Here is a 26,467-nt window from a genome sequence, read left to right on the forward strand (position 1 = left end):
CGGTGGGTACCGGACCACCCTGCTAGCTAAGGGAGGACCGATGAACGAGTTCACGCACACTCTGGTCCGACTCCAGGACGCCGGACTGACACTGTCCGACCCGGCCGACGACCTGCGCGGCCGCAAGGTCGTGGACCGCAACGACGACGAGGTCGGCAAGGTCGACGGCCTGCTGATCGACGAGGACGAGCGCCGGGTGCGCTTCCTGGAGGTCGGCGAGGGCGGCTTCCTCGGACTCGGCGAGAAGAAGCGCCTCATCCCGGTCGACGCGATCACCCGCGTCGACGACGACAGCGTGCACATCTCCACCGACCGCGACCGCGTCGTCGGCGGACCCGTGTACGACCCGGACGTCGTCCCCGAACGCCACTACCTCGAGGACGTCTACGGCTACTATGACGTGCCGCCGTACTGGGGGCCGGGCTACTTCTATCCAGGCTGGCCGCGTTAGTCGTACGTTTCTCGTGTGACATCAGGGGGAGCTGAGCCGCGCTTCGGGATCCTCGGTGATCTCGTGGTGACGGTGGATCACCGGCGGCTCGAGGTGGGCGGGCCGAAGCAGCGTGGGCTGCTGGCGATGCTGCTGATCCACCTGAATCAGCCGGTGTCGGCCGGGCGGCTGGCCGAGGCGCTCTGGGGGAGTGCGCCGCCGGCCGGCGCCGAGGTCACCCTGCGCACGCACGTCTCGCACGTACGTCGCCGTCTGGCTTCGGCCGGCGCGGACGGCGTACTGGTCACCCGGCCGTCCGGGTACAGCCTGGTGGTCGATCCGGAGCAGGTCGACGCCTATCACTTCGAGCAGCTGGCCGGACTGGGGCAGGAGGCGTTCGGGCTGGGTGACCCGGAGCGGGCCGCCGAGTTGTTGCGCGAGGCACTCGACTGGTGGCGTGGACCGGTTCTCCAGGACCTCGGTCATCCGCTGTTCGCGGAGGCCGAGACCGCCCGGCTGGAAGGCCTGCGCCTGGACGCGCTGGAGGCCCGGATGAGCGCGGACCTCGCCCTCGGCCGGTACGACGTCATCCCCGAACTCGAGCGGTTGGTGGTGGAGCACCCGTTTCGGGAGCGCTTCCACGGTCAGTTGATGCTCGCGCTCTACCGGGCCGGGCGGCAGGCCGACGCGCTGGCGGCGTACGCCTCGGCACGCGAGCGCCTGGCCGACGAGCTCGGCCTCGATCCCGGTCCGGCGCTCGCGGCGCTCGAAACGTCCATTCTGCAAGGGGATCCGGCTCTGCTCCTGGAGCAACCGGTAAGCCAGGTGAGGGCGCCGCCGGATGCGCTGTTCAGCAGTGTGCGCAGGGGCCGGATGATCGGGCGGTCGGGAGAGCTGGAACGCCTGCGCGGGCTCTGGGCTGAGGCGGCGGACGGCGCTGGGCGAGTCGCTCTGATCTCGGGGGAGGCGGGTGTCGGCAAGACGCGGCTGGTCGCGGAGTTCGCCGACGGTGTCGCCGCGCAGGTGCTGGTCGGGCGCTGCGACCAGACCGAGCTCCCGTACCAGCCGATCACCTCGGCCTTCGACGACGCAGGCGAGATCGGGTCACCCGAAGCGATGCGGACTCGGGTCACGAGTGCGCTGGCGCGGCTGGCCCCCGCCGTACTCGTCGTGGAGGACGCAGAGCGCATCGACCATGCCAGCGCGGCGTTGCTGCGGCACGTCCTGCGCGGGCTGCCTGAGCGGGTGCTCGCGATCATCTGCTTCCGCGACCCACCGGGGACGCGGCACCCCGCTTTGCTCGAGCTGGTCGGTGACCTCTCCGGTGCGGACCGACTGTCACTGCAGCCCTTGAGTGAGAGCGATCTGGGTGTGCTGGCTGGTGACAAGCCGGCCGGGTTCGTACACGAGTTGTGGCGCAGCACGGGCGGCAACCCGTTCTACGCGACCGAGGTGCTGCGCGACGGGCAGTCCGTGGTCCCGTCCGGCGTACGTGACGTCCTGCGGCATCGCCTGCAAGCGTTGCCGGCCGAGGCTCAGCAGGTGGTGCGGTGCGCGGCGGTCCTCGGCCGGGAGGTCGAGTACGGCGTGCTCGCGCAGCTGGTCGACCTGGCCGAGGATCCGTTGATCGATGCGTTGGAAGAGGCGGTCAGCGGCGGGTTCCTGGTCGAGGCGGGCAGCTCGTGGAAGGCGACGTACAGCTTCCCGCACGACCTGATGCGAGAGGCCGTGTACGGCGACCTGCCGCAGACCCGGCGTCAGCGGCTGCACGTCCGCGCGGCCGAGGCGTTGCTAGGAGCAACTGTCGGCGCGGCGGCCGTACACCTCCGGGCCGCAGGTCCGGCGGCCGACCCCGAGCGGGCCGCGGACCTGAGCTTGCGGGCAGCGGACGAGGCGGCCGCGCTCTACGCCTGGCACGAGGCCGTCGATCATGCCGAGGCGGCGATCGAGGTCCTCGACCAAGCCGGAGCGGCACCGACCCGGCGCGCCGAAGCCGCTGTGCAGACAGCGGTCCTGCGGCTCAAGTCGAGCATCGGCGACCGGCGGGCGGTCGAGCTCCTGGAGTCCGCGCTGGACCTCTACCGCGGCGACGACGATGCCGTGGCGACCGTCCACAGCCGGCTTGGCGGGGCGTTGTGCACGAACCACTCGGTGATGGACATCCCGCGCGCTATCGAGCACCTCGCAGCCGCGGAGCGACTGACCGGCGACCGGTTCCACCTGCACCGCGGGATGGCTCAGGCCGCGATGTACGGCGTACGCACCGAGGTGCTCGGTGATGCCGTGGGCCGGGCGGAAGCGTTGGCGAGTGAGCTGGGTCGCCGCGACCTCGCCGTCGTGGCGTCCTGGGGCCGGGCCTGGTACGAGTTCAACCGCGGCCGGTTGCGCACCATGATGCAGACCCGCGAGACGATGTGGGAGACCGCGCATGAGCTGGCCGACCCGTACCTCGGCTGGACCTCGGTGAGCGGCGCCGCGCTGTCCTCGACGGAGTACCTGCTGGACCCGGTCGCGGGCCGGGCCTGGTGCCGGCGAGGCCTTGCGCAGGCGCGGTTCGAGACCTTCGGGTACCCGCACGGAACGATCGTCGATCAGCTCGCGCTGGCACTGGCCGCGATGGGCGACCTGGAGAATGCGCGCCGCGTGGCCGAACCACTACCCGCCGACGCCGTGAGCCGGCGCGTCCTCACATTTCTGGGCGGCGACTGGGTGCGGGCCGAGCACGATTGGGCTGCGGCTTTCCACCGGGACGAGGAGGCGGGCGACTTCCACGATGCGGCCTTGAACGCGCGCTGGCTGGCCGGGGTTCGCAGGTTGCTCGGCGACCAGGACGGCGCGGTCGTTGCCTTGCGACGTGCGGTGGCGATCGGGGTCGAAGGTCCCCAGCTGCCGACCGAGCTGGCGGCGCGGGCCGAGCTTGCCCCGCTGCTGGTGGAGATCGGCACCGCCGACGAGGCGGCGGCTCAGCTGGCGCGTTGTGACGAGATCATCGCGCAGGGCGAGGACTGGCGTGGGCTCGCCGGGGTGGTCGAGATGGCGCGCGGGGCGGTGACCAGGGCGGACGAGGCGTACCAACGGGCGGTCGAGATCTTCACGACGTACCGGCTGCCCTGGCGGCGGGCGGCCGCGTTGAAGGCCTGGGGCCGCTGACTCAACAAGACTTCAACATCGCCTCGTCATCGTTGCCGGCATGAACCAATCTCCAGCGGCGGACAGTGCGAGGCTGTTCGGTTCGCTCTTCGCGGCGCAGTCCAGCCTCTTGGTGCTGACGCCGATTCTGTCCGAGGTCGCGGCCGACCTCGGGGTCTCAACCGCGACCGCGGGCCAGCTCCGGTCGCTGTCCGGCGTCGCCGCGGCACTCGTGGCGATCGGCCTGGTGATCAGCCGGCGTCGTTGGGAGCTGCGCGGACTGCTCGAGGTCGGACTAGGTCTGCTGACCATCGCAGGCTCGGTCAGTGTGCTCGCACCGTCCTTTGCCTGGCTCGCCACCGCGCAGGTCGTCCTCGGTGGCGGCGTGTCCCTGGTCCTGGCCGGCGGACTCGCCGCAGCCGGGAGCTGGGCGCCGCCCGGGCAGCGATCCACGCTGTTGTCCTGGGCGATGGTCGGCGCACCGAGCGCCTGGATCGTGGGAATGCCGGTGATCGGTTTCCTCGGCGAGCACAGCTGGCGACTCGCCTGGGTGGTGCCGCTCGTCGCGAGCGCCGTCACGCTCTCCGCAGTCTCCCGGCGTCAGAGGGGTACGCCGGAACCTGCGCCGACGCCTGTGCGGTCGCTCTTCCGCGGTGCAGGCGCCACCCGGTGGGCAGTCGGTGAGTTGCTGGCGTACGGCGGTTGGTCCGGCGTGCTCGTCTACGTCGGCACCCTGCTGACGGACGCCCACGGCGCCTCGACCTCGTCGACCGGTATCGCGCTGGGCGGCGGAGCGATCGCCTACGTCGTCGCCACGTTCCTGGCCCGGCGATGGGTGGACCGCGCGGCCCGGCCCATGGTGCTTGCCGCCGGCTCTGCGCTAGTCGTAGCCGCCCTGGCCTTGGGCGCGGTCCGGCCGTCATTCGGCGTCTCCGTGGTGATGTGGGCGGTCACCGCGTTCATCGCCGGAGTCCGGATGATGGCGGGCAGCACGGCCGGGCTCGATCTGGCCGGTGTCGGTCCATTGCAGGCGATGAGTGTCCGGGCCGCGTCCATGCAGGCGGGCTACTTGGCCGGCGCCGTACTGGGTGGGGTTGGGCTCGCGCTGGGTGGCTGGACGGTTGTCGGGGTCGCGCTCGCCGTACCGCTGCTTCTTGCCGTGGTTGTGACCGCAACCGATGATCGGAATGCCGCCCGACCGAAGGTGGGTGCGCGATGACCGAGCGGTACGACGCTGTCGTGGTGGGCGCGCGGTGCGCGGGTTCGACGCTCGCGACGCTGCTCGCCCGGGCCGGTTGGCGGGTCCTGTTGCTGGACCGCGACCAGTTCCCGAGCGACACCGTGTCCACGCATGTGATGTTCCCGGACACGCTGCAGCGGCTGGACGAGTTGGGGGTGCTGGCTGAGCTTCGGGCCGCGCACGAGTTGCGGATGGTGAAGTTCAGTTGGCGGGTGCTCGGTCACGCCGTAGCCGGCGGGTTCACGCCGGTCGGGGGATACGACCGGGCGACCTGCGTACGGCGGATCACGCTGGACGCCGCGATGGTCACCGTCGCGAAGGCGGCCGGGGTCGAGTTCCGCGCCGGCGTCGAGGTGTCGGCGTTGATCGGTGACGATCCGGTTCAGGGCGTCGTACTCGACACCGGTGAGCGGATCGAATCCACCTGGGTGTTCGGCGCGGACGGACGGGTGTCGACGGTTGCACGGCGTCTCGGGGTGCCGGTGACGGACGAGAAGCGCGGCGAGATGGCGTTCCTGCTGGCCTACTGGCGGGGACTGCCACCGTCGGACTGGTGCCACATCGACGTCCACGAGCAAGCGGCGTTGATGTCGGTGCCGTGCGAGGACGGGATTCACCTGCTGTCCGTGACCGGCACACCGGAGATCACGCGGGGCTCGGCCGCGCAACGCGAGGAGCGGTACCTGGCCGCGCTGCACCAGTTCCCGGCGGTGCTGAACGCCCGGCTGCTCGAGAGCGCCGAGCGGATCTCGCCGATCGTCGTGGTCCCGGAGACGATGCTCCGCGGCTACTACCGGAAGGCGACCGGCCCGGGTTGGGCGCTGCTCGGCGACGCCGGCCACTTCAAGCATCCGGTGACTGCGCAGGGCATCGGCGACGCGATCGAGCAGGCCTGGTACATCGGTACGACGCTGGCCGCCGGCGGCGACCTGGACGGGTACCAGGAGTGGCGCGACGGCCGGGCCGCCGAGTTCTACGAGTGGTCCTACGGGCTGGCGATGTTCGCTCGCGGCCGGGCCGCCGGGCACTTCTCGGGTCTCGCCTCGGATCCCGTGGCCGGCCAGGAGTTCCTCGACACCTTCACCAAGCGGGTCCGCCCGTCGCAGGTCAACACCCGGGAGCGCTCGCGCCGCTGGAACGCGGCCTGGTCGTACGACGACGGCCGTCGGCAGATCCTGGCCCTCGATCTCGACGAGGAACGGCTCGCCCGGCAAGTCCCCGCCTGTCCCGACTGGACGGTGCGGGACCTGATCGCCCACCTGACCGGGATCGCCGAGGACTCGCTGCGCGGGACATACTTTGCGGACGCCATCGACGCCTGGCGCGATCCCGGGCTCGCCGAGCAGCGCGAAGCCTGGACCGCGGGCCAGGTGTCGACGCGAGCGGGACGCGCTTTCGAGTCCGTGCTGCGCGAGTTCGACGAGTACAGCGGCCGCCTGGTCACTCTGATGCGTCGCGGCGAGGGCCTGGTCTTCGACGGTCCGTCGTGGTTGCTCTCGGCGCCGGTCGCCGACCTGGCCGTCCATCTCGCGGACCTGCGCGAGGCGCTCGGTCTCGAACCCGATCCGTCCGCACCCATCACGCAGTACGGCTTCGCGGCGTACCGCGACTGGCTGCGGGCCCGGATCACCGACCGCGGTCTACCGGCGCTTCGGCTGTCCGACGGCGACAAGACCTGGGTGCTGGGACCAGGCGAGCCCGCGGTCACCGTGGTTGCCGACCGCAACGAACTGTTCCGCGCGATCACCGGCCGCCGCAGCGAGCCGGACATCCGCGCCTACGAGTGGTACGGCGATCCTGCGCCGTACCTGCCGATCATCGCGCCGTACCCACTTCCGGCCGGCGTGTTCAACTAGGGAGGGAAACCAACACCATGAGCACCACCACCACTTTCGAGGAGATCAAGGCGAAGCAGCGGGCGACCTGGGGGAGCGGTGACTACGCGAAGATCGCGTGGGTGACCGTGCCGGTCGCCGAGACACTCGTCACCACAGTCGATCCACGGCCCGGCGCGACAGTGCTGGACGTGGCGACCGGGACCGGACACGTCGCGCTGGCCGCGGCTAGACGGTTCGCGGTCGTCGCGGGGATCGACTACGTGCCCGAACTGATCGCGCACGCCGAGCGCCGGGCCGAGTCTGAAGGGCTCACGATCGACTTCCGGACCGCGGACGCGGAGGACCTGCCGTTCGCGGACGGCTCGTTCGACTACGTGACGTCGGCGATCGGCGTGATGTTCACGGCCGACCACCAGAAGGCGGCGGACGAGCTCGTCCGGGTCACCAAGCAGGGCGGGCGGATCGGCCTGGCCAGCTGGACGCCGACCGGGTTCATCGGGCAGCTGCTGAAGACGGTCGGCAAGCACGCGGCGCCGCCGCCCGGTGCGCTGCCGCCCACCCGCTGGGGGACCGAGGAGGTGCTGCGGGAGCTGTACGGCGACCGGGTCAGCTCGGTCGAGACCACAGTGGCGACGGTGACCCAGCGGTTCGCGTCGGCGGAGCACTTCGCGGACTTCTTCATCACCTACTACGGCCCGACGTACAAGGCGGCCGAGCGAGTCGGCGAGGACGGCCGGGAGGCCTTCCGCGCCGATCTGATCGAGCTGGCGAACTCGTCGAACCACGCCACCGATGGGACGCTGGCCTGCGACTGGGAGTACCTGATCGCAGTCGCCACCAAGGCCTGAGGCTTCGCGGCCCTGCGGCCGGCTCGCTGCCGGCTACAGGGCCGCGGAGATCTGTTGGGCGGCGGTGCGGAGTGCGGGCGTGATGCTCTCCACCCGGGCCGGGGAGTAGCGGGCGCTCGGCATCGACACCGAGACCGCAGCGACCGTCTCGCCGACGGAGTTGGTGATCGCGCGGCCCAGGGCGATCAGTCCGCGTTCGGTCCGTTCGCGATTGATCGCGACGCCGCTGCGCCGGACTGCTCTCAGCTCGCGCCGTAGCTTCACCAGGTCGACTTCCTCGTCGGCGTACAACGCGTTGAGCTGCTCGTCGGTCAACGCGGCCAGCATGACCAGACCGCCGGTCGAGTGGTGGGCGGGGAGCACCATGCCCTCGCGGCTGCCGACGCGCAGGGCCTGGGTGGACTCAACCGACGCGATGAAGCGGATCGTGCGGCCGGTGCGGATGCTGAGGTTGACGGTCTCGTCGAGCGTGTCGACCAGAGTCCGCATCGGCCCGAGGGCGGCCGCCCGGATGGCGCCGATGCCGGAGTGTGCGGTCGCCGCGACCTCCAGGACCGGCCCGGCGCGGTAGCTGCGGTCGTCGTCCTGTACGGCGAAGTCGCGGTAGACGAGCGTGGACAGCAGCCGGTGCGCGGTCGACCGGGCGACGCCGAGCCGCTCGGCCGCGGCGGCCACGGTGAGCGGCCCCTCGACCTGCAGGATCACCGCCAGCCGGAGCGCGTGGTCGACGCTCGTCACGCCGTACGCCGGTGGGTTCTTCATCTCCCGGGCCATACGGCCATTCTGCAGGACAGAATCTTCTGTTCTGCCAGCGCGGCACCGGCGCAGGGTGAGGACATGACCGACTCACCTGTGAAGCTGACCGCCGAGGACCGGCCCGACCAGCCGCCGGCGACACCTGAGCTGGAGGACCTGTACCGCGGCTTCGAGAAGGAGCTCCTGGTACCGCTGTGGACGCGGATCGGCGACCTGATGCCGCACCAGCCCACGTCGAAAGCCCAGCCGCATCGCTGGGAGTGGAAGCATCTGGTCGAGCTGGCTGCCCGGTCCGGTGACCTGGTGCCGGTCGGTCGCGGTGGTGAGCGCCGGGCCATCGCGCTGGCGAACCCCAGCCTGGGCGGACGCCCGTACGCGACGCCGACCTTGTGGGCCGCGATCCAGTACCTGATGCCGGGCGAGGACGCTCCCGAGCACCGGCACACCCAGAACGCGTTCCGGTTCGTGGTCGAGGGCGAGGGCGTCTGGACGGTCGTCGAGCGCGACCCGGTGCCGATGCGCCGCGGCGACTTCCTCCCGCAGGCCGGGATGAACTGGCACGCGCACCACAACTCCGCTGCCGAGCCGATGGCCTGGATCGACGGGCTGGACATCCCGTTCCAGTACGACGTCGAGTCGCAGTTCTTCGACTTCGGTCGCGAGCACCTGTCGGACGAGGAGCACGCGACGCCGGACCGATCGCGTTCCGAGCGGCTGTGGGGTCACCCGGGCCTGGTGCCGGTGTCGCAGTTCAAGGCCGTCGAGGGCAGCCCGCTGCTGTGCTACCGGTGGGCGGAAACGGATGCAGCGCTGACCGATCAGCTGGAGCTGGAACGCGAGGGCTACCCGAGCACGGTCGAGCACGGGCACGCGCTCGTGCGGTACACGAACCCGACCACGGCCGGCGACGTGCTGCCGACGATCCGGGTGCAGTTCCATCGCATCGCCTCGGGTGTCGAGACCGCGCCGCGCCGGGAGACCGGGTCGTCGGTGTACCAGGTGTTCGACGGGTCCGGCCGGGTGACGGTCGGCGACTTCTCGTGGTCGGTGACACGCGGCGACCTGTTCGTCGTACCGTCCTGGATGCCGTTGTCGGTGTCGTCGCAGGCGTCCGCGTCGGACTCGGACTCGGGGGCGCTCGACCTGTTCCAGTTCAGTGACGCGCCGATCTTCAGCAAGCTCAACCTGTTCCGCGAGGAGGTCGGCCGGTGAAGCTGGCAACGATTCGGGTCGACGGCCGGACCACCGCCGTACGGGTCGAGGGGGAGGTGCTGGTCGATCTCGGGGCGCCGGACGTCGGCGCCGTGCTCGCCGGGGCTGAAGTTGCTGACGGCAAGGAGTATGCGGCGGCCGGCGCGGACTTCGCGCCGCTGGTGCCGCGGTCCAGCAAGGTGGTGTGCGTCGGGCTGAACTACCGCAACCACATCCAGGAGATGGGTCGCGACCTGCCCGAGTACCCGACGCTGTTCTGCAAGTTCGCCGACACCTTGATCGGCGCGTACGACGACATCCGGCGGCCGGCCGAGACCGAGATGTTCGACTGGGAGGCCGAGCTCGCCGTGGTGATCGGCCGCGAGGTACGGCGCGCCGACGAGGCGGCGGCCGTGGACGCGATCGCCGGGTTCACCGTGCTGAACGACATCACCTGCCGGGACTGGCAGTTCCGCACCCGCGAGTGGTTGCAGGGCAAGAACTGGGACTCGACCACCCCGGTCGGTCCGTACCTGGTGACGCCCGACGAGGTCGGCGGACCGCGGCCCGCCCTCGACATCCGCTGCCTGGTGAACGACCAGGTGATGCAGAAGGACACCACCGGCGACCTGCTCTTCGACCCGGTCGACCTGGTCAGGTACGTTTCGACCATGATCCGGCTCAACCCGGGCGACCTGATCGCCACCGGCACTCCCGGCGGCGTCGGTCACGCCCGCAAACCTCCGGTGTTCCTGCGGGGCGGCGAGACCGTCGTCACCGAGATCCAGGGCCTCGGTCGCCTGGAGAACCGCGTGGTGCCCGGGTAATGCGCTGGGTTGCGGAAGGTACGGCGCTGAGCCGCAAGGCCCTCGTGGACCTCGACGGTCCGTCGCTGCTGCCCGGCTGGACCAGGAAGCACGTCGCGGCGCACCTCGCGCTGAACGCCCAGGCCCTCGGCAACCTCGTGCACTGGGCGCGGACCGGCGAGGAGCGGCCGATGTACTCGTCGCCCGAGCAGCGGAACGCGGACATCGAGGCGAACGCATCCCGGTCGGCCGACGACTTGCTCGGCTGGTTCGACAGCTCTGCCCGCGAGTTGGCGGAGGCGATGGCGACGCTGACCGACGAGCAGTGGCAGACGCAGGTGCTGACCGCGCAGGGCCGTGCGGTCCCGGCGACCGCGATCCCGTGGATGCGTAGCCGTGAGGTGATGATCCACGCGGTCGACCTCGGCACCGGTGTGACGTTCGCGGACCTGCCGGCGGACTTCCTCGAGGAGCTGTGTGCCGACATCCGAACGAAGCGTGGCGACGTACTGGAGGTGAACGGTCCGCTGCCGGAGGTGGCGGCGTACCTGGCCGGGCGTCCGTATGAAAGCGTGACCACGGCTGACGGGGCGCCCGCGGAGCCCTTGCCGCCCTGGCTGTAGAGATCGTCAAGGCGGCTCCGACGTAGCAGATGACTACGGAGGAGGTGCCCGATGACCAGGCCGGACCAGGTCCTGCGGATCTACATCACGCTGATGGTGGTCTCGACGGCTGCGTCGTCGATGATCTGGGGCGTCAACACGCTGTTCCTGCTCGATGCGGGGTTGAGCATCGGCGAGGCGTTCGCGGCCAACGCGTTCTTCACCGTCGGGATGGTGCTGTTCGAGGTCCCGACCGGCGTGGTCGCGGACACGGTCGGACGGCGTACGTCGTACCTCCTCGGGACGATCACGTTGCTCGGGTCCACGCTGCTGTATCTGATGATGTGGCAGACGGGTGCGCCGTTCGCCGCCTGGGCGGTCGCGTCGATGCTGCTCGGGCTCGGCTTCACGTTCTTCAGCGGCGCCACCGAGGCGTGGCTGGTCGACGGCCTGAACGCGACCGGATACACCGGCTCGCTCGACGCCGCGTTCGCCAAGGGGCAGATCGCGAACGGGATCGCGATGCTCGGCGGTTCGATCGGCGGCGGCGTGCTGGCGCAGCTGACCAACCTCGGAGTCCCGTACGCCGTTCGCGCGGCACTGCTCGGGGTCACTTTCGTGGTGGCGTGGCGGGCGATGCACGATGTCGGGTTCACGCCTAAGCCGCGGGTGTCGGTCGTCGCGGAGATGCGCGGCATCCTGAGGGCGTCGCTGGACCACGGCTTGCTGAATCCGCCGGTGCGTTGGGTGATGCTGGCCGCGCCGTTCACCGCCGGTGTCGGCATGTACGGGTTCTACGCCGCTCAGCCCTACCTGCTTGAGCTCTACGGCAGCAGTGACTCCTACGCGATCGCCGGGTTGAGTGCCGGACTGGTTGCCGGTGCGCAGATCGTGGGTGGCGCGTCGGCGTCGTACCTGGCGCGTGCTTTCCGTCGCCGTACGTCGGTCATGCTTGCGGCGACCGGGACAGTCGTGGTCGTGCTCTTGCTGATCGGGTTGGCGTCCAGCTTCTGGGGCGCGTTGGTGCTGCTGGCCGTGTGGGCGGTGCTGTTCGCAGCGGTCACGCCGGTGCGGCAGGCGTACCTCAACGAGCTGATCCCGTCGGCGCAGCGCGCAACCGTGCTGTCGTCGGACAGTCTGCTCGCCTCGGGCGGTGGCGTGGTGATCCAGCCGGCGCTCGGTCGGGCCGCGGATGTCTGGGGCTACGGATCGTCGTACGTCGCCGGTGCGGGCATCCAGCTCCTCGCGCTTCCGTTCATCCTTCGGGCCCGAGGGGTACAGGGGTCCGTATGCGTGACGAATACCTTGTCGAAACCATGCGACAGCTCTCCAAGTCGCTGACGCCGCGTGCGCTCGACGAAACGTTGAGCAACATCACGCGGGCGGCGGTCGAGCTGTTGCCGGTGGTCCAGTACGCCAGCATCACCGTGCTGCACGAGGACCAGCGACTGGAAACCGTCGCGCCCACGCACGAACTGCTGCTTCCGCTCGACGCGGCGCAGTACGAGCTGCGCGAGGGGCCGTGCTACCAGGCGGCGCAGGATTCGGTGCACATCATCTCGCCGGACCTGGCGGCCGATCAGCGGTTCCCGAAGTACGGCTCGATCGCGGTGGCGTCCGGTATCCGGGCGCAGGCCGGATTGCGGCTGTTCGACGCACCGAAGGCGAACGGGGCGCTCAACCTGTACGCGCACGATGCCGGCGCCTTCGAGGACTTCGAGTCGCTGGCTGCGTTGTTCGCGCACCACTCCGCGACCGCGATCGAGTACGCCCGCGAGATCGACAACCTCGAGGAGGCGGTGCGGACCCGGACGACGATCGGCCAGGCGATCGGCATCGTGATGGAGCGGTACAAGCTGCCGGAGCAGCGGGCGTTCGCGTTCCTGGCCCGGCTCTCGCAGACCAGCAACACCAAGCTCCGCCGGATCGCGCAGGACATCGTCGACCAGGTGCAGCGGCAGAGCGACCAGCTGTGACGAAAAGCAGAGGCTGACGAGCGGCCGCCCGTCTAGCCTTGGGCGGTGACTGTGCAGCTGGTGGTGCTGAACGGCGGGTCGAGCTCGGGCAAGACGGGCATCGTGCGGTGCCTGCAGGCGGTGCTGCCGGAGCCGTGGCTGGCCTTCGGCGTGGACGACTTCGTCGACGCCCTGCCGGCCGCGATGCGGGATTCCGACGCCGGCATCGAGTTCAAGCCGGACGGTGACGTCTCCGTCGGCCCGGCCTTCCGGAAGCTCGACGCGGCCTGGGTGGCCGGGATCGTCGCGATGTGCCGGGCCGGCGCCCGGGTGATCGTCGACGACGTCTTCCTCGGCGGTGCCGGCTCACAGCAACGCTGGAAAGACGCCGCCGGCGACCTGGACGTCCTCTGGGTCGGCGTCCGCTGCTCAGCCGACGTCGCCACCGGCCGCGAACTGGCCCGCGGCGACCGCGTGGTAGGCATGGCCGCCCTCCAAGCCGAAATCGTCCACGACGGCGTCAAGTACGACCTGGAAGTCGACACCACCCACACCGAGTCCCTCGACTGCGCCCGCACGATCGCCAGCCATCTCTGACGGCTACTCGTAGCGGAGGGCGTCGGCGGCGGGGATTCGGGTGGCCAGGCGGGCGGGCAGGCTGGTGGCGAGGACTACCAGGAGCACGGTTCCGACCGGGACGAGAGCCAGCCACCACCAGGGCGCGATGACTCGGTCGGCCGGGCTGCCGCCGGCGATGGCGTAGACGACGACGTACAGGGCGATGCCGATGGGGATCGACACGATCGCAGCGAGCACGGCCACGGCGGTGTGGGCGCTGATCAGGCTGCCGGCGATCTGGCGGGGTGTGAGGCCGATGGTCTTGAGTACGCCGTAGTCGCGGACGCGCTCGCGCACGGACAGGAGTGCGACCGCGACCAGCGTGGTCGCGGTGATCAGGAGGAGTACGGCGTCCAGCGTGTAGACGAGGACCGGGAGCTCACGCGGGACGTCGCTGACCGTGCCCGGCGTACGGGCCTGAAGGCTCGCCTCCATCGACAGCGCGAAGACGACCGCCGACCCGGTCACCGCGATCGCAACCGCCAAGCGAACGGCCCGATGGCGTCTGGTCAGCAGGTCCTTGAGGCCGAGCGAGAGCGGGACCGGGAGAGCCAGCCGACTGGTCAGCCGGGCGAGGCGAGATCGGCCGGCGGGCACCGGCGCACCGGCCTGGATCGCATGCAGCGTGCTGAATCGCGTGCTCCGCCGGGTCGACGAACTCGCGCTGCCGATCAGCACGATCAGCACCGGGAGAGCCGCGACCAGCAGATGCCAGGGACTCGCCGCGATCGTTGGCGATCCCAACATGGTCGCCCCACTGGACGCGGCCAGCTGAGGCGCGAGTACGACGCCGACCGCAAAGCCGATCGCGACCGCGAGCAGGCCGAGCGCAGCGGACTCCAGGGCGAACACCACCGTCACCTGACGAGGCGTGACACCGATGGCTTTCAGCAGACCGATCTCGCGATGCTGTGCACTCGCCCGGGCCGCGACCAGGATCGCCACGACCGCGAAAACCACAGCCAGCAAGACGATCGTGTAGGTCGTCAGCACGAGCCGGGTCGGCGCTGCGTCCTGAAGCGCACTGTCGCGTTGGTCCTGCCAGGTCTCGAACGAGGTCGTGCCAGGTGGTGCGGTCGCGGCGGCGCGTTCGGCGAAGGCGGCTGCGGCGGCCGGGTCGGTGAGCCGGACGGCCTCGGTCCAGCGCCAGCGCGAGCTGTCTGGCTGGATCAGCTCGAGGGTGGCGGGTGTGATCCAGGCCAGGCCGGGATTGCGGCGCGGGTAGCGCGGTTGGGCGGGGGAGACCGCCGTACCGACGACGCGGAGGTCGATGGAGCCGTCCGGTGTTGCCAGGCTGATCGTCGTACCGACTCCGAGGCCGAGCGCGTCGGCGAAGCTGCGTTCCAGGACGATCCCGTTGCCGGGTTGGGTCGAACCGTCGATCGGGACCGGTTTGCCGACCTGCGGTGGTGAGGCGAGGGCTGCCAGTTGCAACCGGTCTTCTCGGCCGATCAAGGCGGTGTTGGTGTTCGGCACGGGGTCGTCGCGCTCGGCGACGCCGGGGAGGTTCGCGATCCGGCGTGCGTCCTCTGCCGATGCCACGTTCGCGAAGATGTGGGCGCCGTTGGCTGCGTCGAACGTGCGCTGCCACGGATCGCGCGCGGTCGCGCCGACCTCCAGGGCGAGCACGATCGTCGCGGCCGCGGCGCTGCAGAGCAGGACCGTGAGCGCGCTCGCCAGCAGCCGGGACCGAATCCCGGCGAAGGCGAGCCTGATCAAAGTGCCGGTCATCGCGGGCCGTCGAACGGTAGGGTCACGGGTCGCGCCGCCTGCAGTTCGGTGTCGTCGAACACCAGCCCGTCCCGCAAGGTGATCACCCGGTCGGCTGCCGCGGCGACTCGAGCGTCGTGGGTGACGAGCAGCAGGGTCTGGCCGCGGTTGCGGGCGGCGCGCAGCAGGCCGAGCACCTCGCGGGCGGCCGCGGAGTCGAGGTTTCCGGTCGGCTCGTCGCCGAGCAGGATATCCGGGGTGTTCGCCAGCGCGCGGGCGAGCGCGACGCGCTGCTGCTGACCGCCGGACAGCTGCGAGGGCGCGGCGTCGTACTTGTCGGCGAGGCCGAGGTCGGTCAGCAGTTCGGCCGCCGTCTCCCTGGCCTCGCTGCGGCGACGGCCGACCAGCAGCAGCGGCAGCTCGACGTTCTCGATCGCGGACAAGGTCGGCATCAGGTTGAAGAACTGGAACACGAACCCGATCCGGTCCCGGCGCAGCCGCGCCAGCGCGGTCTCGCTCAACTGGTCGATCCGCCGGCCGCCCAGCCACACCTCGCCGGACGTCACCCGGTCGAGTCCCGCGAGCAGGTTGAGCAGCGTCGACTTCCCGCAGCCGCTCGGTCCCATGATCGCGACGAACTCACCGCGGTCGACGGTCAGGTCGACACCGCGGACGGCGAGCACCTTCGTGTCGCCGGTGTCATAGGTCTTGGCGAGGCCGCGCGCCTCGAGCACCTGTGTCACGCTGACCCCTCCCGCATCGGCAGCCGCTCCTCGATCAGGTCGAGCCACTCCAGATCGGCCTTCAGGTGCAGGACCGCACCCTCGGCCAGCAGTTCCGCGGCGGGCCGCGCGCCGTCGGCTGCCAGCATCGCGTCCAGGTCCCGCAACGACTGCAGGTACTCCCGCCGCTGGCCGGCGATCAGCGCCTTCGGATCGGCCAGCCCGGCCGACGCGAGGATCACCAGCTTCATGAAGAACTCGTCCTTCAGCCGGGTGCCCGGCACCGGCGTCTCGATCCAGTCCGCCAGCGCCGCCCGCCCGGCCTCGGTGAGCTCGTAGACCCGCTTGCGCCGGCTGTCGCCCTCGACGCTCTCGCCGACGACCAGGCCGTCGCGCTCCAGCCGCGCCAGGGTCGAGTAGATCTGGCCGGCGTTCAGCGCGGGCAGGGTCTCCCCGAACTCCTGCTCGAGGGCCTGCTTGATCTCGTAGCCGTGCCGGCTCTCGTCGGCAAGCAGCGCAAGGAACAACGACCGCATAGATAGCGAGAATATATACCCGCTATCTATCCGTCAATCGGTCGCCGTTCCGTGCCTTCGGGTTCACGGGGTAGCCGGGGCGGAGTTCACGTCGGCTCCGGTTGACTGTGCGTCACAACAGAACCGCCCTACGTTGTGAGGAGCAGTCATGGACCGTCGTACCTTTCTTCGCGCGGCAGTGATCGGCACGTCGACATCAGTGGCCTTCGGGTTCAGCGTGGCGCCGGAGGCGCTCGCCTTCCCGGCCCAGACCGGCCCCAGCCCGTACGGCGGCCTCCGGGCCGCCGACTCGAACGGCATCATGCTTCCGCAAGGCTTCACCAGCCGGGTGCTCGCGCGGTCGACGCAGACCGTGTCCGGCACCGGCTACACCTGGCACGGCGCTCCCGACGGTGGAGCGTGCTTCCCGAACGGCAGCGGCTGGATCTACGTGTCCAACTCGGAGCTGAGCAGCGGCAGCGGTGGCGCGAGCGCACTGCGGTTCAACAGCAGCGGCTCGATCACCGGCGCCTACCGCATCCTGTCCGGTACGACGCGGAACTGCTCCGGTGGCGCGACGCCGTGGGGCACCTGGCTGTCCGGCGAGGAGAACGACCTCGGCTACATCTGGGAGACCGACCCGACCGGCGCGACGGCCGCCGTACGACGTCCAGCTCTCGGCCGGTTCTCCCACGAAGCAGCCGCGGTGGACACGGACCGGCGCGTGATCTACCTGACCGAGGACGTGTCGGACGGCGGCTTCTACCGGTTCGTCCCGGCGACCTGGGGCAATCTGTCGTCGGGCACCCTGCAGGTGCTGCGGGAGTCCGGTGGTGCCCTGTCCTGGGTGAACATCCCCGACCCGGACGGCAGCCCGACCCGGACCCGCAAGCAGGTCTCCGGGATGAAGGTCTTCAACGGCGGCGAGGGCTGCTACTACCGCAACGGCACCTGCTTCTTCACCACCAAGGGCGACAACCGCGTGTGGGCCTACGACGCGGTCAACAACACGATCGCGATCGCGTACGACGACAGCCTGACCAGCAACCCGCCGCTGACCGGCGTCGACAACATCACCGGCGCGACCGTCGGCGACCTGTACGTCGCCGAGGACGGCGGCAACATGGAGATCTGCATCATCACGCCGAACGACATCGTTGCGCCGTTCCTGCGGGTGACCGGCCAGTCCGGCTCCGAGCTTTGCGGGGTCGCGTTCAACCCGGCCGGCAACCGGCTCTACTTCTCGTCGCAGCGCGGGACCAGCGGATCCAGCAGCGGCGGCATCACCTACGAGGTGACCGGCCCGTTCCGCACCAGTCTCTAGATCAGCTCGGGCAGCACCCGCCGGCCGAAGGCCTCGATGAACGGCTGCTGCTCCTGGCCGACGTGATGGAGGTAGACCTCGTCGAAACCGAGGTCTGCCGCCTCACGGATGCAGCCGATGAATCGCTCGGCCTCCGAGGAGATCACCACGCTGCGGTACATGTCCTCAGGCTCGACGTACTTCGCCGCCAGGTCGAACTCCTCCGCGGTCGCGAGGTTCCAGCACAGCGGCGCCTCGAACACGTTGGACCGCCACTGGTCGAAGGCGATCTCCAGCGCCCGTTCCTCGTCGGGCGCCCAGCTCACGTGCATCTGCACCGCCAGCGGCTTGTCCTCGCCGCCGTTCTCCCGGAACGCGGCCACGATCCGCTTCAGGAGGCCTGGTGGCTGCCAGATCGTCACCAGGCCGTCGGCCCACTCGGCGGCCCATCGTGCGGTCGCCTCGCTGACGGCGAGCGCGAGCATCCGCGGCTGTTGCTCGGGCAGCGTCCACAACCGCGCGCGGTCGACCTCGACCAACCCGTGGTGAGTGACCTCCTCGCCGGTGAGCAGCGCGCGGATCACGTCGACGGACTCTCTGAGCCGGGCGTTGCGGATGTCTTTGTGCGGCCAGGGTTGTCCGGTGATGTGCTCGTTCAGGAACTCGCCGCTGCCGAACCCGGCCGACAGTCGGCCCGGGAACATCTCGGCCAACGTTGCCAGCGCCTGCGCGACGATCGCGGGGTGGTAGCGCTGTCCCGGCGTACTGACGACTCCGACCGGAATCGAGGTCGTCGCCATGGCCGCGCCGAGCCACGACAGTGCGAACCCTGACTCGCCCTGGCGCCGGCTCCACGGGGTGAAGTGGTCGGAGGACCACGCGGCCTGGAAGCCGGCCTGCTCGGCGGACTGGATGTCTCGCAGCAACTGACTGGGCGCGATCTGCTCGTGCGACGCGTGCCATCCGACGACGGGCATGCAGAAACCTCCGGATTCTCGATCCGCCTGCCGGTGCCCTGGTCCCGCTGCACCGAAACGCACTCCGGGCTGATTGGACCACGCAGTACAGTTGGTGTGTGCTGACGGCTAAAGGGATGGCTACACGAGGGCGGATCGTCGAGGCGGCGGCTGCGGAGATTCGGGAGCGGGGGATCTCGGGGGTGACGCTCGATGATGTCGGGCGGCGGAGTGGGACGGGGAAGAGCCAGCTGTTCCATTACTTCCCGGACGGCAAGGAGCAGTTGTTGCTGGCAGTGGCCGAGCGTGAGGCCGAGCGAGTCCTCGAGGATCAGGAGCCGCAGCTTGGGCAGTTGGACTCCTGGGCGGCCTGGGACGACTGGCGGGACGTCGTCGTCGAGAAGTACCGGCGGCAAGGGGTGAACTGCCCGCTCGGGGTGTTGATCACCGAGATCGGGCGGCACACCCCGGCCGCGCAGGCGGTCACCGGCAAGCTGCTCGCGCAGTGGCAGCGGCGGGTCCGGGCGGGCATCGAGGACATGCAGGCAGCCGGCGAGATCCGCGCGGACATCGACCCCGACCGGGCCGCGGCTGCGTTGATCGCCGCGATCCAGGGCGGGGTCGTCATCCTGATGTCGTCCGGCTCGTCCAAGCACCTCGAGTACGCGCTGGACCTCTGCCTCGACTACTTGCGCGTCAGCTCCAGTTGACGACCGGCGGGTGGTAGCCGGCAGGCTTGTCGGCGACCTTCGCGCCCGGGCTGACCAGCCAGCCCTGGTACTCCGGCGTGAACATCCGGTACACCGATTCCCGCGGTACGGCGCTTGCCTCGTCAAGGACCGCCCGCAGTTCCGCCGGGAGTTCGAAGTCGAGAGCGGCCAGGCTGCTGTCGAGTTGCTCCGGACTGCTCGCGCCCACGATCGCCGACGCGACGCCGGGCTGGGTGGCAACCCAGTTGAGCGCGACCTGCGCCATCGTCACCCCGAGCTTGTCCGCAACCGTCTCGACGGTCTTCAGCAGCTGCCAGTGCCGATCCGTCCACGTCCGGCCCGTTGCGCCGTCGCCGGTCAGCCGACCGTCACCCGCGAGGCCCTGGTCGTCGCGGCGGTACTTCCCAGTGAGGAAGCCGCTGCCGAGTGGGCTCCACGCCGTGATCCCGAGCCCGAGCGTCTGGCCGGCTGCGACGTGCTCGGTCTCGATCGTCCGCTCGACCAGCGAGTACGGCAGTTGCAGGCTGACCATCGGGGTCAGTCCGTGCGCATCCGCGAGCGTCTGTGCGCGGGCGGCGTACCAGGCCGGTACGTCGGACAGCCCGGCGTACCGGATCTGGCCGGCGCTGGTGAGGTCGTCGAACGTGCGCAGCATTTCCTCGACCGGAGTGATCCGGTCCCAGGTGTGCAGCAGGAACAGGTCCAGGTAGTCGGTGCGGAGCCGGCGCAGGGAGGCCTCGACCGCGCGGATCATGTGCTTGCGGCCGTTGCCGCCCGCGTTCGGGTCGCCGGGGTCGACGCTGTTGGTGAACTTGCTGGTGAGCACCATCCGGTCCCGGAGCCCCGCCTCCTCGACGAGCGTGCCGAGGATCGTCTCGCTCTCACCCGCGGTGTAGAAGTCGGCCGGGTCGATGAAGTTCCCGCCGGCCTCGACGTACCGGCGGAAGATGGCGCGCGCCTCGGCCTCGGTCTTCCCGTACGGCGCGTGGAACCCGCCGGTGCCGAAGTTCATCGTGCCCAGCGCCAGCCGGCTGACGCGCAGCCCGGACCGGCCGAGTAGGTAGTACTGATCAAGTGCCATGCCTTGCATGGTGGCTCGGCAAAAATGGACCCACAAGTACAAAAGTTCAGGTCGCGGTGTAGCCGCCGTCGACCGGGAGAACGGCACCGGTGACGTAGGCGGCTGCCGGAGACGCGAGGAAGACGTACGGCGCGGCGATCTCGTCGACCGTTGGCCCGGCGCCCCAGCGGGGTGAAGGCGCCGCGGAGGTTGACTGCGAGGATGCGGTCCCACTCGTCCGGGGTGTAGTCGACCGCGGGCTTGATGATGTCGATGCCGGCGTTGCACACCACGTGATCCAGGCGACCGAACGCCCGGATCACTTCGTCAACGAGGCCTTGCGCGAGGTCCGCGTCGCTGACGTCGCCGGCCAGCGCCGCCACCCGGTCCGGGGACTCGGCCCGCAGTAACTCAAGGGCTTCCGCGGTCTCCCCGGGGGCGTAGCCGTTGATCAGTACGGCGGCGCCCTGGCTGTGCAGAGCTTGGGCGATGGCGAGTCCGATGCCGCGGCTCGAACCCGTGACAACCGCGGTGAGACCGGTCAGTTCGAACATGGCCGCCCGCATAGGGTGGAGCGGATGAGTGAGCTCTCGGAGTGGCAGCGGATCGTGCTCGGACAGTTGGCCGAGGTGGCTGTTCCGGCGGACGAGTTCCCCTCGGCGGCCGACGCCGGTGCGGTCGCGTTCGTCGAGCGCGTGCTGGCCGCGGATCGCCCGGACTGGCGGCCGCGGGTCGAGCGTGCGTTGGAGATCGCGGGGGAGGCGCCGGACCTCGACGCGCTGCTGGCCGACGAGGACGCGGCCTGGCTCGTCCGCCTGGTGGCACAGGGGTACTACGCGAGCGATGATGCCTCCGGCAACCAATCGGCCGCCTGGACGATGGTCGGCTGGGAGTCCGCTGCCGTGCCGATCGTCCAGACCGAGCTGACGACCACTCCTTGGAACCAGCTGCAGGACCGGTACGACGCGATCGTCATCGGCTCGGGCGCGGGCGGCGGGGCCGCGGCTCAGGTACTCGCCGAGTCCGGCCGGTCGGTGCTCGTCGTCGAGGCCGGCCGCTACCCGTCGACCGAGTCGCTGACCCACGACCACCTCCGCAACCCACGCTCGTGGTCCGCCCTCCCCGCTCCGACGGACCCCGACCCGGCCGGGCGGCCGCGGATCTCGGTCGTCGACGGCGTACGTCGTACTGTCCTGCCGCCCGATCCTGGGTGGGGGAACAACGCCTTCACCGTCGGCGGTGGGACCCGGGTGTACGGCGCGCAGGCGTGGCGATTCGTCCAGCGCGACTTCACGATGGCCAGCAGTTACGGGGTTCCGGACGGCAGCGGTCTGGCGGACTGGCCGATCACGTACGACGACCTGGAGCCGTACTACAGCCTCGCCGAGCAGCGGTTCGGAGTGAGCGGCGGGGGAGTGGACCCGTGGCACGATCCGCGGTCGATCCCGTTGCCGATGCCGGCGATGCCGCGGACTGCCCCGGCGCAGCGGTTGGCGGCTGCGGCTGATCGGCTCGGTTGGGGGACGCTCGACGTACCGCTGCTGATCAACTCGGTCGACTACCAAGGGCGGGCGGGCTGCGTGCGGTGCGGGCAGTGTGTCGGCTTCGCGTGCCCGGTCGAGGCGAAGAGCGGAACGCACAACACCGCGCTGCCGGCCGCGTTGGCGACTGGCCGGTGCACGTTGGTGACTGAGGCGACGGCCGAGCGGTTGGTCACTTCTGCGGCTGGTCGCGTGGTCGGAGTTGCCTTGGCCGGGTACGACGACGGTCGGGTGTGGCGCCGTACGGTCGAGTGCGCCGAGGTCGTCGTCGCTGCGGGTGCGACTGAGACGCCGCGGTTGCTGCTCAACAGCTCGCACGATCGCGAGCCGAATGGGCTTGGCAACAACCAGGATCAGGTTGGCCGGTATCTGCAGGCGCACGTGTACGCCGGGGCGGTCGGGCTGTTCGACGACGAGGTCGTTGATCTGGTCGGGCCCGGGGTGTCGATCGCGACCTGCGACTTCCGGCATGGCAACGACGGGATCGTGGGTGGCGGGATGCTGGCCAACGAGTTCGTGCCGACGCCGGCGGCGACGTACGACTACCTGACCGCGGCCGGCCTGATCCCGCAGGCCGGGGCGGCCGGCAAGCAGGCGATGCGGCGTGAGGTCCGCCGGATGATGCGGGTGGTCGGGCCGATCCAGGAGGTCACGTCAGCGGGATCCCGGGTGCGGGTGGATCGCAGCGTCGTCGACCGGTTCGGGAATCCGATCGTCGTGCTCAGCGGGTCGATTCATCCGGAGGACATCCGGGCGTACGAGTTCATGAGCGAGAAGGCTCGGCAGTGGCTGGTGGAGGCGGGTGCTGTGCGTACTGCGGTCGGCGGGATCGGGAGCACGCAGCAGGCGAGTGCCGGTCAGCATCAGGCCGGTAGCTGCCGGATGGGTGACGATGCGGCGCGCTCGGTCACCGACCCCCACGGTCGAGTCTGGGGGCACGGCAACGTGTGGATCGCGGACGCATCGACCCATGTGACCAACGGTGGCGTGAATCCCGTGTTGACCGTCCTCGCCAACTCGCTCCGGATCGCTGCGGGGATCGTGACCTGAGTCAGCCGAGGACGCGGGAGATGCCGACGCCGCTGCGGGCGTCGCGGCCGTACTTGGCCACCTCGGCGGCCAGGTCCAGGCGGCCGACGCCGGCCTTCTGCTTGTCCTCGTCGGTGAGCAGGTCCGCCGGGATGATCCAGACGACCTCGAACTCCAGCCCGTTCGGGTCCTTGCCGTACAGCGACTTCGTGGTCCCGTGGTCCGAGGCGCCGACCAGTGCGCCGGCCTCCGACAGCGTGGTCGCCAGGTCCTCGAGGTCGCCGAGCGTGTCCACCTCCCAGGCGAGGTGGTAGAGCCCGACCGTGGTCCGCCCGGCGCCGGACGGTGCCGCCTGGGAGCCGAGCTCGAACAGCCCGAGGTCGTGGTCGTTGGTCGAGCCCGGCGCGCGCAGGAACGCCGCGCCGCGGAACGCGTCCCCGGTCTCGGTGTAGCCGAAGCCGAGGACATCGCGGTAGAAGGCGACGCTCTCGGCCAGGTCGCGCACGTACAGCACCGCGTGGTTCAACCGGAAGATCGCCATCACGCACTCCTTGTCATCATCGGTCATCAACGATGATAGTTGAATGCTCAACCGAATGCTAGCGGCGGGGCCGGCCGCGCCGCCGTGCCGGTTGCTGCGCGGCCTTCTTCGCCGACTTCTTCGTCGACCTCTCGGTGGACTTCCTGGCCGGCTTGTCGGATGACTTCTGGGCGGCTGCCCGGCTGCTGTTGACGGTCCGGCCGCGGACGATGCCGATGAACTGCTCCATCAGCTCGGTCGTCTCGTCCTCCGGCCACGCCAACGCCACCCCGGACTCCGGCACGCCCAGCAGCGGCCGGTACGTGAGGTCCCGCCGATGGTGCAACCGCGCCACCGACTGCGGTACGACGACCAGCCCAGTCCCCGCCGCGACCAGCTCAATCGCCTCCGCGGTCGTCCCCGGCCGTACGTCGATCACCCGACCAGGCGGACCCGCCCAGTCCAGTACGTCGTCCTGCGGGTGCAGCATCAGCTCGTCCGCCAGGTCCTCGACGGTCGCCTCTTCGACCGCCGTGACCACGTGATCCTTCGGGACCACGACGACCGTGGTCTCGACGTACAAGGGGATGGCGTGCAGCCCGGCCCGGTCGATCGGCAGGCGCAGCAACGCGGCGTCGAGCTCGCGGCTGCGGACCAGTGCGACGGCCTCGGCGTTCGCGACCTGGACGAGGTCGAGCGGGATGCCGCGCGAGCGCTCCTGCCAGATCCGCGCCCACTTCGCGGGCGTCACCCCCGGGACATACCCGAGCCTGAACGACGTCTGGGGGCCGGTCACCTGCACAGGTTACCGGTTGTGATCGCTACCCTTGCTGCCATGACGGCGCGTAAGACCTCTCAGACCATGAAGCCCGCGACTGCGGCGAAGAAGCTGGGGGTTTACCTTCAGGCCACTCCGGCGGACTTCCAGGAGGGCGTTGTCTCTCGCGACGAGCTGAACGCGCTGCAGACCGACCCGCCCGAGTGGCTGCGGGACCTCCGCCGCAACGGCCCGCACCCGCGCTCGGTGGTCGCCGCGAAGTTGGGCGTCTCTATCAGCGGCCTGGCACGGGCAGGCATCACCGAGGCGCTCACCACTGACCAGATCGAAGAGCTGAAGGCGGAGAACCCCGACTGGCTCCAGCATGAGCGCGACACTCAGGCCGAGGTGCGCAAGGAAGCCGCCCGGCTCAAGGAACGCGAGCAGTAGCGGGTTCGCGGACCATGTAGACGTCGATCGGGTCCTCGTCCTCGACGGTGAACCCGTGGCGTTCGTACAGGCGCTGCGCCGGGCTGCCCTGCAGGACGTTGAGCCGGACCGGCACGCCGTCGGCGTCGGTCCGCTCGAGCAGGCTGCGGAGCACGGCTGATCCGAGGCCGCGGCCCTGGTGGCCGGGGGCGAGGTAGAAGTGCTCCAGCCAGCGTCCGTCCTCGGCCGGGCGCACGGCGACGCACCCCGCAAAGGTGCCGTCGGCCACGATCACCGAGGTGTGCTCCGGGGCGAACGCGTCCCGCAGCCGCTGCCGGACGCGGTGCTCGTCGTACCGGCCCAGGCGCTCGAGGTCCGGCCGCATCACCTCCGCGCGCAGTTCGGCGATCACGTCGACATCCCCGGCCTCGGCGGCCCGCAGCGTCCACGTCGTCTCCACCGCCGAAGTATCTCAATGCTGCTGAGTGGTTGACGCGCGCGGGGGCCTGGGCTGTATTTTCGGTCCTGACCGTAAAGGAGGCCCGATGAAGGTCAAGCGTCTGGGGTTGCCGCTCGCTGCGGCCGTTGTAGCGGCCGGGCTGAGTGCCTGTGGTGGTGGGTCGGGGGAGGGCGACGCGGCGAAGCCGGTCACCGTCTGGATGTATCCGGTGATCGCCGACGAGAAGGCGGCCGTGGCCTACTGGTCGCAGGTGGAGAAGGACTTCGAGGCGGCGAACACCGACGTCGACCTGACCGTCGAGCACCAGCCATGGGCGAACCGGGACCAGAAGCTGGCCACCGCGTTCTCCGGCGGCAAGGGCCCGGACGTGCTGCTGCTCGGGCCGGACCAGATCCCGCAGTTCGTGAAGACCGGTTCGCTGGAGCCGGTCGACAAGGTGCTCGAGGCGGACAAGGCGAAGTTCCTGCCGGGAGCCCTGGAGGCGCTGACCGTCGACGGCAAGCTGTACGGCGCGCCGATCTACCACACGGTCACCACCACGCTCTACAACAAGACGCTGCTCGACAAGGCCGGGATCGCGAAGCCGCCGGAGACCTGGGACGAGATCAAGGCGGCCGCGCCGAAGCTCAAGCAGGCCGGTGTCGCGACGCTGGACTACTCGGCCTCGCCGGAGACCTCGCTGAACCTGAGCTTCTACCCGCTGCTCTGGCAGGCCGGCGGCTCGGTGTTCGCCGCGGACGGCAAGAAGGTCGCGTTCAACCAGGCGCCCGGTGTCGAGGCGCTCACCTTCCTCAAGGGCCTGTACGACACCGGCGGGATCCCGAAGAGCAGCCTGACCAACGCCAACGTGGTCGCCGACCAGGCGCTCGGCAAGCAGCAGGTGGCGATGGGCTTCACCAACACCCTGATCGACGCCAAGACGGTGAGCTCCAGCTGGGGCGCGGCCAACGTGATCGTCGGTGTACCGCTGCAGAACAAGAAGCGGGTCGGGTTCGGCCTGCCCGGCGGGCTCGCGGTGAACGCCGGCTCGAAGAACATCGAGGGCGCCGAGAATTTCCTGAGCTTCATGACCCAGCCGAAGCAGGTGGTCAGCCTCGGTACGGCGTCCAACTACCTGTCACCGCGGACCGACGCGCCGGTGCCGGCCTCGGACGAGCAGTCGAAGAAGTTCGAGGAGGCCCTGCAGTTCGCCTTCCACGGTGAGGTGAACCCGGCCGCCCGGCAGGTGATGGCGTTGCTCGCGGTCGAGATCCAGGCCGTGCTGACCGGCAAGAAGACACCGCAACAGGCGCTGGACGACGCGGCGAAGCAGGCCGACGACCTGCTGTCCAGACAGCGGTGA

At 70.1% G+C, this 26,467-nt stretch carries 26 protein-coding genes and 1 pseudogene; 16 read left to right on the forward strand and 11 right to left on the reverse strand.

Annotated elements, in window-relative coordinates:
- The first annotated feature begins 40 nt into the window (after positions 1-40).
- From ACIBGM_RS01600 to ACIBGM_RS01620, 5 genes are read left to right on the forward strand one after another with little or no spacing between them, the layout of a single operon-like run.
- The gene (locus ACIBGM_RS01600) at positions 41-451 is read left to right on the forward strand and encodes a PRC-barrel domain-containing protein (protein WP_396384134.1); all 411 of its coding nucleotides are present in this window, start codon (positions 41-43) and stop codon (positions 449-451) included.
- Positions 452-466: 15 nt separating this feature from the next.
- Positions 467-3,580 carry a BTAD domain-containing putative transcriptional regulator gene (locus ACIBGM_RS01605; protein WP_396384135.1) on the forward strand — a complete coding sequence of 1,038 codons (3,114 nt, stop codon included), beginning with the start codon at positions 467-469 and terminating at the stop codon, positions 3,578-3,580.
- Positions 3,581-3,620: 40 nt separating this feature from the next.
- On the forward strand, positions 3,621-4,778 hold the full coding sequence (locus ACIBGM_RS01610) for an MFS transporter (RefSeq protein ID WP_360515406.1): 1,158 nt from the start codon (positions 3,621-3,623) through the stop codon (positions 4,776-4,778).
- Positions 4,775-6,655 carry an FAD-dependent monooxygenase gene (locus ACIBGM_RS01615; protein ID WP_360515409.1) on the forward strand — a complete coding sequence of 627 codons (1,881 nt, stop codon included), beginning with the start codon at positions 4,775-4,777 and terminating at the stop codon, positions 6,653-6,655. Before ACIBGM_RS01610 ends, ACIBGM_RS01615 begins: the two co-directional genes overlap by 4 nt.
- 17 nt (positions 6,656-6,672) lie before the next feature.
- The gene (locus ACIBGM_RS01620) at positions 6,673-7,485 is read left to right on the forward strand and encodes a class I SAM-dependent methyltransferase (protein ID WP_396384136.1); all 813 of its coding nucleotides are present in this window, start codon (positions 6,673-6,675) and stop codon (positions 7,483-7,485) included.
- Positions 7,486-7,518: 33 nt separating this feature from the next.
- Here the strand turns inward: ACIBGM_RS01620 and ACIBGM_RS01625 are convergent, their stop codons facing one another.
- Positions 7,519-8,259, reverse strand: a complete 741-nt coding sequence (locus tag ACIBGM_RS01625) for an IclR family transcriptional regulator (RefSeq protein ID WP_396384137.1) — start codon at positions 8,257-8,259, stop codon at positions 7,519-7,521.
- Positions 8,260-8,322: 63 nt separating this feature from the next.
- On the opposite strand from ACIBGM_RS01625, the gene ACIBGM_RS01630 reads away from it, so the two are divergent.
- From ACIBGM_RS01630 to cpt, 6 genes are read left to right on the forward strand one after another with little or no spacing between them, the layout of a single operon-like run.
- A complete protein-coding gene (locus ACIBGM_RS01630) occupies positions 8,323-9,453 on the forward strand; it encodes a cupin domain-containing protein (RefSeq protein ID WP_396384138.1) in 1,131 nt (376 codons plus the stop codon).
- On the forward strand, positions 9,450-10,259 hold the full coding sequence (locus ACIBGM_RS01635; RefSeq protein WP_396384139.1) for a fumarylacetoacetate hydrolase family protein: 810 nt from the start codon (positions 9,450-9,452) through the stop codon (positions 10,257-10,259). The genes ACIBGM_RS01630 and ACIBGM_RS01635 overlap by 4 nt, the downstream gene beginning before the upstream one ends.
- The gene (locus ACIBGM_RS01640) at positions 10,259-10,861 is read left to right on the forward strand and encodes a maleylpyruvate isomerase family mycothiol-dependent enzyme (RefSeq protein ID WP_396384140.1); all 603 of its coding nucleotides are present in this window, start codon (positions 10,259-10,261) and stop codon (positions 10,859-10,861) included. Before ACIBGM_RS01635 ends, ACIBGM_RS01640 begins: the two co-directional genes overlap by 1 nt.
- A 51-nt stretch (positions 10,862-10,912) precedes the next feature.
- Positions 10,913-12,181, forward strand: a complete 1,269-nt coding sequence (locus ACIBGM_RS01645) for an MFS transporter (RefSeq protein ID WP_396384141.1) — start codon at positions 10,913-10,915, stop codon at positions 12,179-12,181.
- The gene (locus ACIBGM_RS01650) at positions 12,157-12,816 is read left to right on the forward strand and encodes a GAF and ANTAR domain-containing protein (protein ID WP_360515430.1); all 660 of its coding nucleotides are present in this window, start codon (positions 12,157-12,159) and stop codon (positions 12,814-12,816) included. Before ACIBGM_RS01645 ends, ACIBGM_RS01650 begins: the two co-directional genes overlap by 25 nt.
- Before the next feature lie 45 nt (positions 12,817-12,861).
- Positions 12,862-13,392: a chloramphenicol phosphotransferase CPT gene (gene cpt / locus ACIBGM_RS01655; protein ID WP_396384142.1), complete on the forward strand. Its 531-nt coding sequence runs from the start codon at positions 12,862-12,864 to the stop codon at positions 13,390-13,392.
- Positions 13,393-13,395: 3 nt separating this feature from the next.
- Here cpt and ACIBGM_RS01660 read toward each other — a convergent pair whose 3' ends face one another.
- The 3 genes from ACIBGM_RS01660 to ACIBGM_RS01670 are packed head-to-tail and all read right to left on the reverse strand — an operon-like array spanning position 13,396 to position 16,381.
- Entirely contained in the window at positions 13,396-15,144 is a 1,749-nt protein-coding gene (locus ACIBGM_RS01660) for an ABC transporter permease (RefSeq protein WP_396384143.1), read from the reverse strand.
- Positions 15,141-15,866 carry an ABC transporter ATP-binding protein gene (locus tag ACIBGM_RS01665; protein ID WP_396384144.1) on the reverse strand — a complete coding sequence of 242 codons (726 nt, stop codon included), beginning with the start codon at positions 15,864-15,866 and terminating at the stop codon, positions 15,141-15,143. The genes ACIBGM_RS01660 and ACIBGM_RS01665 overlap by 4 nt, the downstream gene beginning before the upstream one ends.
- On the reverse strand, positions 15,863-16,381 hold the full coding sequence (locus ACIBGM_RS01670) for a PadR family transcriptional regulator (protein WP_360515442.1): 519 nt from the start codon (positions 16,379-16,381) through the stop codon (positions 15,863-15,865). The genes ACIBGM_RS01665 and ACIBGM_RS01670 overlap by 4 nt, the downstream gene beginning before the upstream one ends.
- 148 nt (positions 16,382-16,529) lie before the next feature.
- Here ACIBGM_RS01670 and ACIBGM_RS01675 point away from each other — a divergent pair, with 148 nt between their 5' ends.
- Positions 16,530-17,684, forward strand: a complete 1,155-nt coding sequence (locus ACIBGM_RS01675; protein WP_396384145.1) for an alkaline phosphatase PhoX — start codon at positions 16,530-16,532, stop codon at positions 17,682-17,684.
- Here ACIBGM_RS01675 and ACIBGM_RS01680 read toward each other — a convergent pair.
- Positions 17,681-18,640, reverse strand: a complete 960-nt coding sequence (locus tag ACIBGM_RS01680; RefSeq protein ID WP_396384146.1) for a TIGR03885 family FMN-dependent LLM class oxidoreductase — start codon at positions 18,638-18,640, stop codon at positions 17,681-17,683. The two genes, ACIBGM_RS01675 and ACIBGM_RS01680, sit on opposite strands and share 4 nt — an antisense overlap.
- Positions 18,641-18,756: 116 nt before the next feature.
- Here ACIBGM_RS01680 and ACIBGM_RS01685 point away from each other — a divergent pair, with 116 nt between their 5' ends.
- Positions 18,757-19,329 carry a TetR/AcrR family transcriptional regulator gene (locus ACIBGM_RS01685; protein WP_396384147.1) on the forward strand — a complete coding sequence of 191 codons (573 nt, stop codon included), beginning with the start codon at positions 18,757-18,759 and terminating at the stop codon, positions 19,327-19,329.
- On the opposite strand, the gene ACIBGM_RS01690 is transcribed toward ACIBGM_RS01685, so the two are convergent.
- The 3 genes and pseudogenes from ACIBGM_RS01690 to ACIBGM_RS01700 form a co-directional block, all read right to left on the reverse strand.
- Positions 19,316-20,410: an aldo/keto reductase gene (locus tag ACIBGM_RS01690; RefSeq protein ID WP_396384148.1), complete on the reverse strand. Its 1,095-nt coding sequence runs from the start codon at positions 20,408-20,410 to the stop codon at positions 19,316-19,318. The genes ACIBGM_RS01685 and ACIBGM_RS01690 overlap by 14 nt on opposite strands.
- Positions 20,411-20,456: 46 nt before the next feature.
- Positions 20,457-20,687 carry an SDR family oxidoreductase gene (locus tag ACIBGM_RS01695; RefSeq protein ID WP_360516042.1) on the reverse strand — a complete coding sequence of 77 codons (231 nt, stop codon included), beginning with the start codon at positions 20,685-20,687 and terminating at the stop codon, positions 20,457-20,459.
- A pseudogene (locus ACIBGM_RS01700) lies at positions 20,593-20,955 on the reverse strand (SDR family NAD(P)-dependent oxidoreductase); the annotation flags it as partial. The gene ACIBGM_RS01695 and the pseudogene ACIBGM_RS01700, both read right to left, overlap by 95 nt.
- 12 nt (positions 20,956-20,967) lie before the next feature.
- Between ACIBGM_RS01700 and ACIBGM_RS01705 the strand changes: the two are divergent.
- Complete coding sequence (locus ACIBGM_RS01705; RefSeq protein WP_396384149.1) at positions 20,968-22,980, forward strand: GMC oxidoreductase; 2,013 nt, start codon at positions 20,968-20,970, stop codon at positions 22,978-22,980.
- A 1-nt stretch (position 22,981) separates the two neighbouring features.
- Here the strand turns inward: ACIBGM_RS01705 and ACIBGM_RS01710 are convergent, their stop codons facing one another.
- The gene (locus tag ACIBGM_RS01710; protein WP_396384150.1) at positions 22,982-23,527 is read right to left on the reverse strand and encodes a VOC family protein; all 546 of its coding nucleotides are present in this window, start codon (positions 23,525-23,527) and stop codon (positions 22,982-22,984) included.
- A 31-nt stretch (positions 23,528-23,558) separates the two neighbouring features.
- The gene (locus ACIBGM_RS01715; protein ID WP_360515463.1) at positions 23,559-24,275 is read right to left on the reverse strand and encodes a LysR substrate-binding domain-containing protein; all 717 of its coding nucleotides are present in this window, start codon (positions 24,273-24,275) and stop codon (positions 23,559-23,561) included.
- 39 nt (positions 24,276-24,314) lie between these two features.
- Between ACIBGM_RS01715 and ACIBGM_RS01720 the strand changes: the two genes are divergently transcribed.
- A complete protein-coding gene (locus tag ACIBGM_RS01720; protein WP_360515466.1) occupies positions 24,315-24,686 on the forward strand; it encodes a DUF5997 family protein in 372 nt (123 codons plus the stop codon).
- On the opposite strand, the gene ACIBGM_RS01725 is transcribed toward ACIBGM_RS01720, so the two are convergent.
- A complete protein-coding gene (locus tag ACIBGM_RS01725) occupies positions 24,667-25,125 on the reverse strand; it encodes a GNAT family N-acetyltransferase (protein WP_360515469.1) in 459 nt (152 codons plus the stop codon). The genes ACIBGM_RS01720 and ACIBGM_RS01725 overlap by 20 nt on opposite strands.
- 85 nt (positions 25,126-25,210) lie before the next feature.
- Between ACIBGM_RS01725 and ACIBGM_RS01730 the strand changes: the two genes are divergently transcribed.
- Positions 25,211-26,467 (forward strand): ABC transporter substrate-binding protein, encoded by a 1,257-nt coding sequence (locus ACIBGM_RS01730; protein WP_396384151.1) that lies wholly within the window; start codon positions 25,211-25,213, stop codon positions 26,465-26,467.

This window comes from Kribbella sp. NPDC050470, assembly GCF_044458365.1.
Classification (GTDB): domain Bacteria; phylum Actinomycetota; class Actinomycetes; order Propionibacteriales; family Kribbellaceae; genus Kribbella.

Coding starts and splice junctions, on each gene's coding strand:
- ACIBGM_RS01600 (WP_396384134.1), top strand. CDS start 41: ATGAACGAGTTCACGCACACTCTGGTCCGACTCCAGGACGCCGGACTG.
- ACIBGM_RS01610 (WP_360515406.1), top strand. CDS start 3,621: ATGAACCAATCTCCAGCGGCGGACAGTGCGAGGCTGTTCGGTTCGCTC.
- ACIBGM_RS01615 (WP_360515409.1), top strand. CDS start 4,775: ATGACCGAGCGGTACGACGCTGTCGTGGTGGGCGCGCGGTGCGCGGGT.
- ACIBGM_RS01620 (WP_396384136.1), top strand. CDS start 6,673: ATGAGCACCACCACCACTTTCGAGGAGATCAAGGCGAAGCAGCGGGCG.
- ACIBGM_RS01625 (WP_396384137.1), bottom strand. CDS start 8,259: ATGGCCCGGGAGATGAAGAACCCACCGGCGTACGGCGTGACGAGCGTC.
- ACIBGM_RS01630 (WP_396384138.1), top strand. CDS start 8,323: ATGACCGACTCACCTGTGAAGCTGACCGCCGAGGACCGGCCCGACCAG.
- ACIBGM_RS01640 (WP_396384140.1), top strand. CDS start 10,259: ATGCGCTGGGTTGCGGAAGGTACGGCGCTGAGCCGCAAGGCCCTCGTG.
- ACIBGM_RS01645 (WP_396384141.1), top strand. CDS start 10,913: ATGACCAGGCCGGACCAGGTCCTGCGGATCTACATCACGCTGATGGTG.
- ACIBGM_RS01650 (WP_360515430.1), top strand. CDS start 12,157: ATGCGACAGCTCTCCAAGTCGCTGACGCCGCGTGCGCTCGACGAAACG.
- ACIBGM_RS01660 (WP_396384143.1), bottom strand. CDS start 15,144: ATGACCGGCACTTTGATCAGGCTCGCCTTCGCCGGGATTCGGTCCCGG.
- ACIBGM_RS01670 (WP_360515442.1), bottom strand. CDS start 16,381: ATGCGGTCGTTGTTCCTTGCGCTGCTTGCCGACGAGAGCCGGCACGGC.
- ACIBGM_RS01675 (WP_396384145.1), top strand. CDS start 16,530: ATGGACCGTCGTACCTTTCTTCGCGCGGCAGTGATCGGCACGTCGACA.
- ACIBGM_RS01680 (WP_396384146.1), bottom strand. CDS start 18,640: ATGCCCGTCGTCGGATGGCACGCGTCGCACGAGCAGATCGCGCCCAGT.
- ACIBGM_RS01685 (WP_396384147.1), top strand. CDS start 18,757: ATGGCTACACGAGGGCGGATCGTCGAGGCGGCGGCTGCGGAGATTCGG.
- ACIBGM_RS01690 (WP_396384148.1), bottom strand. CDS start 20,410: ATGGCACTTGATCAGTACTACCTACTCGGCCGGTCCGGGCTGCGCGTC.
- ACIBGM_RS01705 (WP_396384149.1), top strand. CDS start 20,968: ATGAGTGAGCTCTCGGAGTGGCAGCGGATCGTGCTCGGACAGTTGGCC.
- ACIBGM_RS01710 (WP_396384150.1), bottom strand. CDS start 23,527: ATGACCGATGATGACAAGGAGTGCGTGATGGCGATCTTCCGGTTGAAC.
- ACIBGM_RS01720 (WP_360515466.1), top strand. CDS start 24,315: ATGACGGCGCGTAAGACCTCTCAGACCATGAAGCCCGCGACTGCGGCG.
- ACIBGM_RS01730 (WP_396384151.1), top strand. CDS start 25,211: ATGAAGGTCAAGCGTCTGGGGTTGCCGCTCGCTGCGGCCGTTGTAGCG.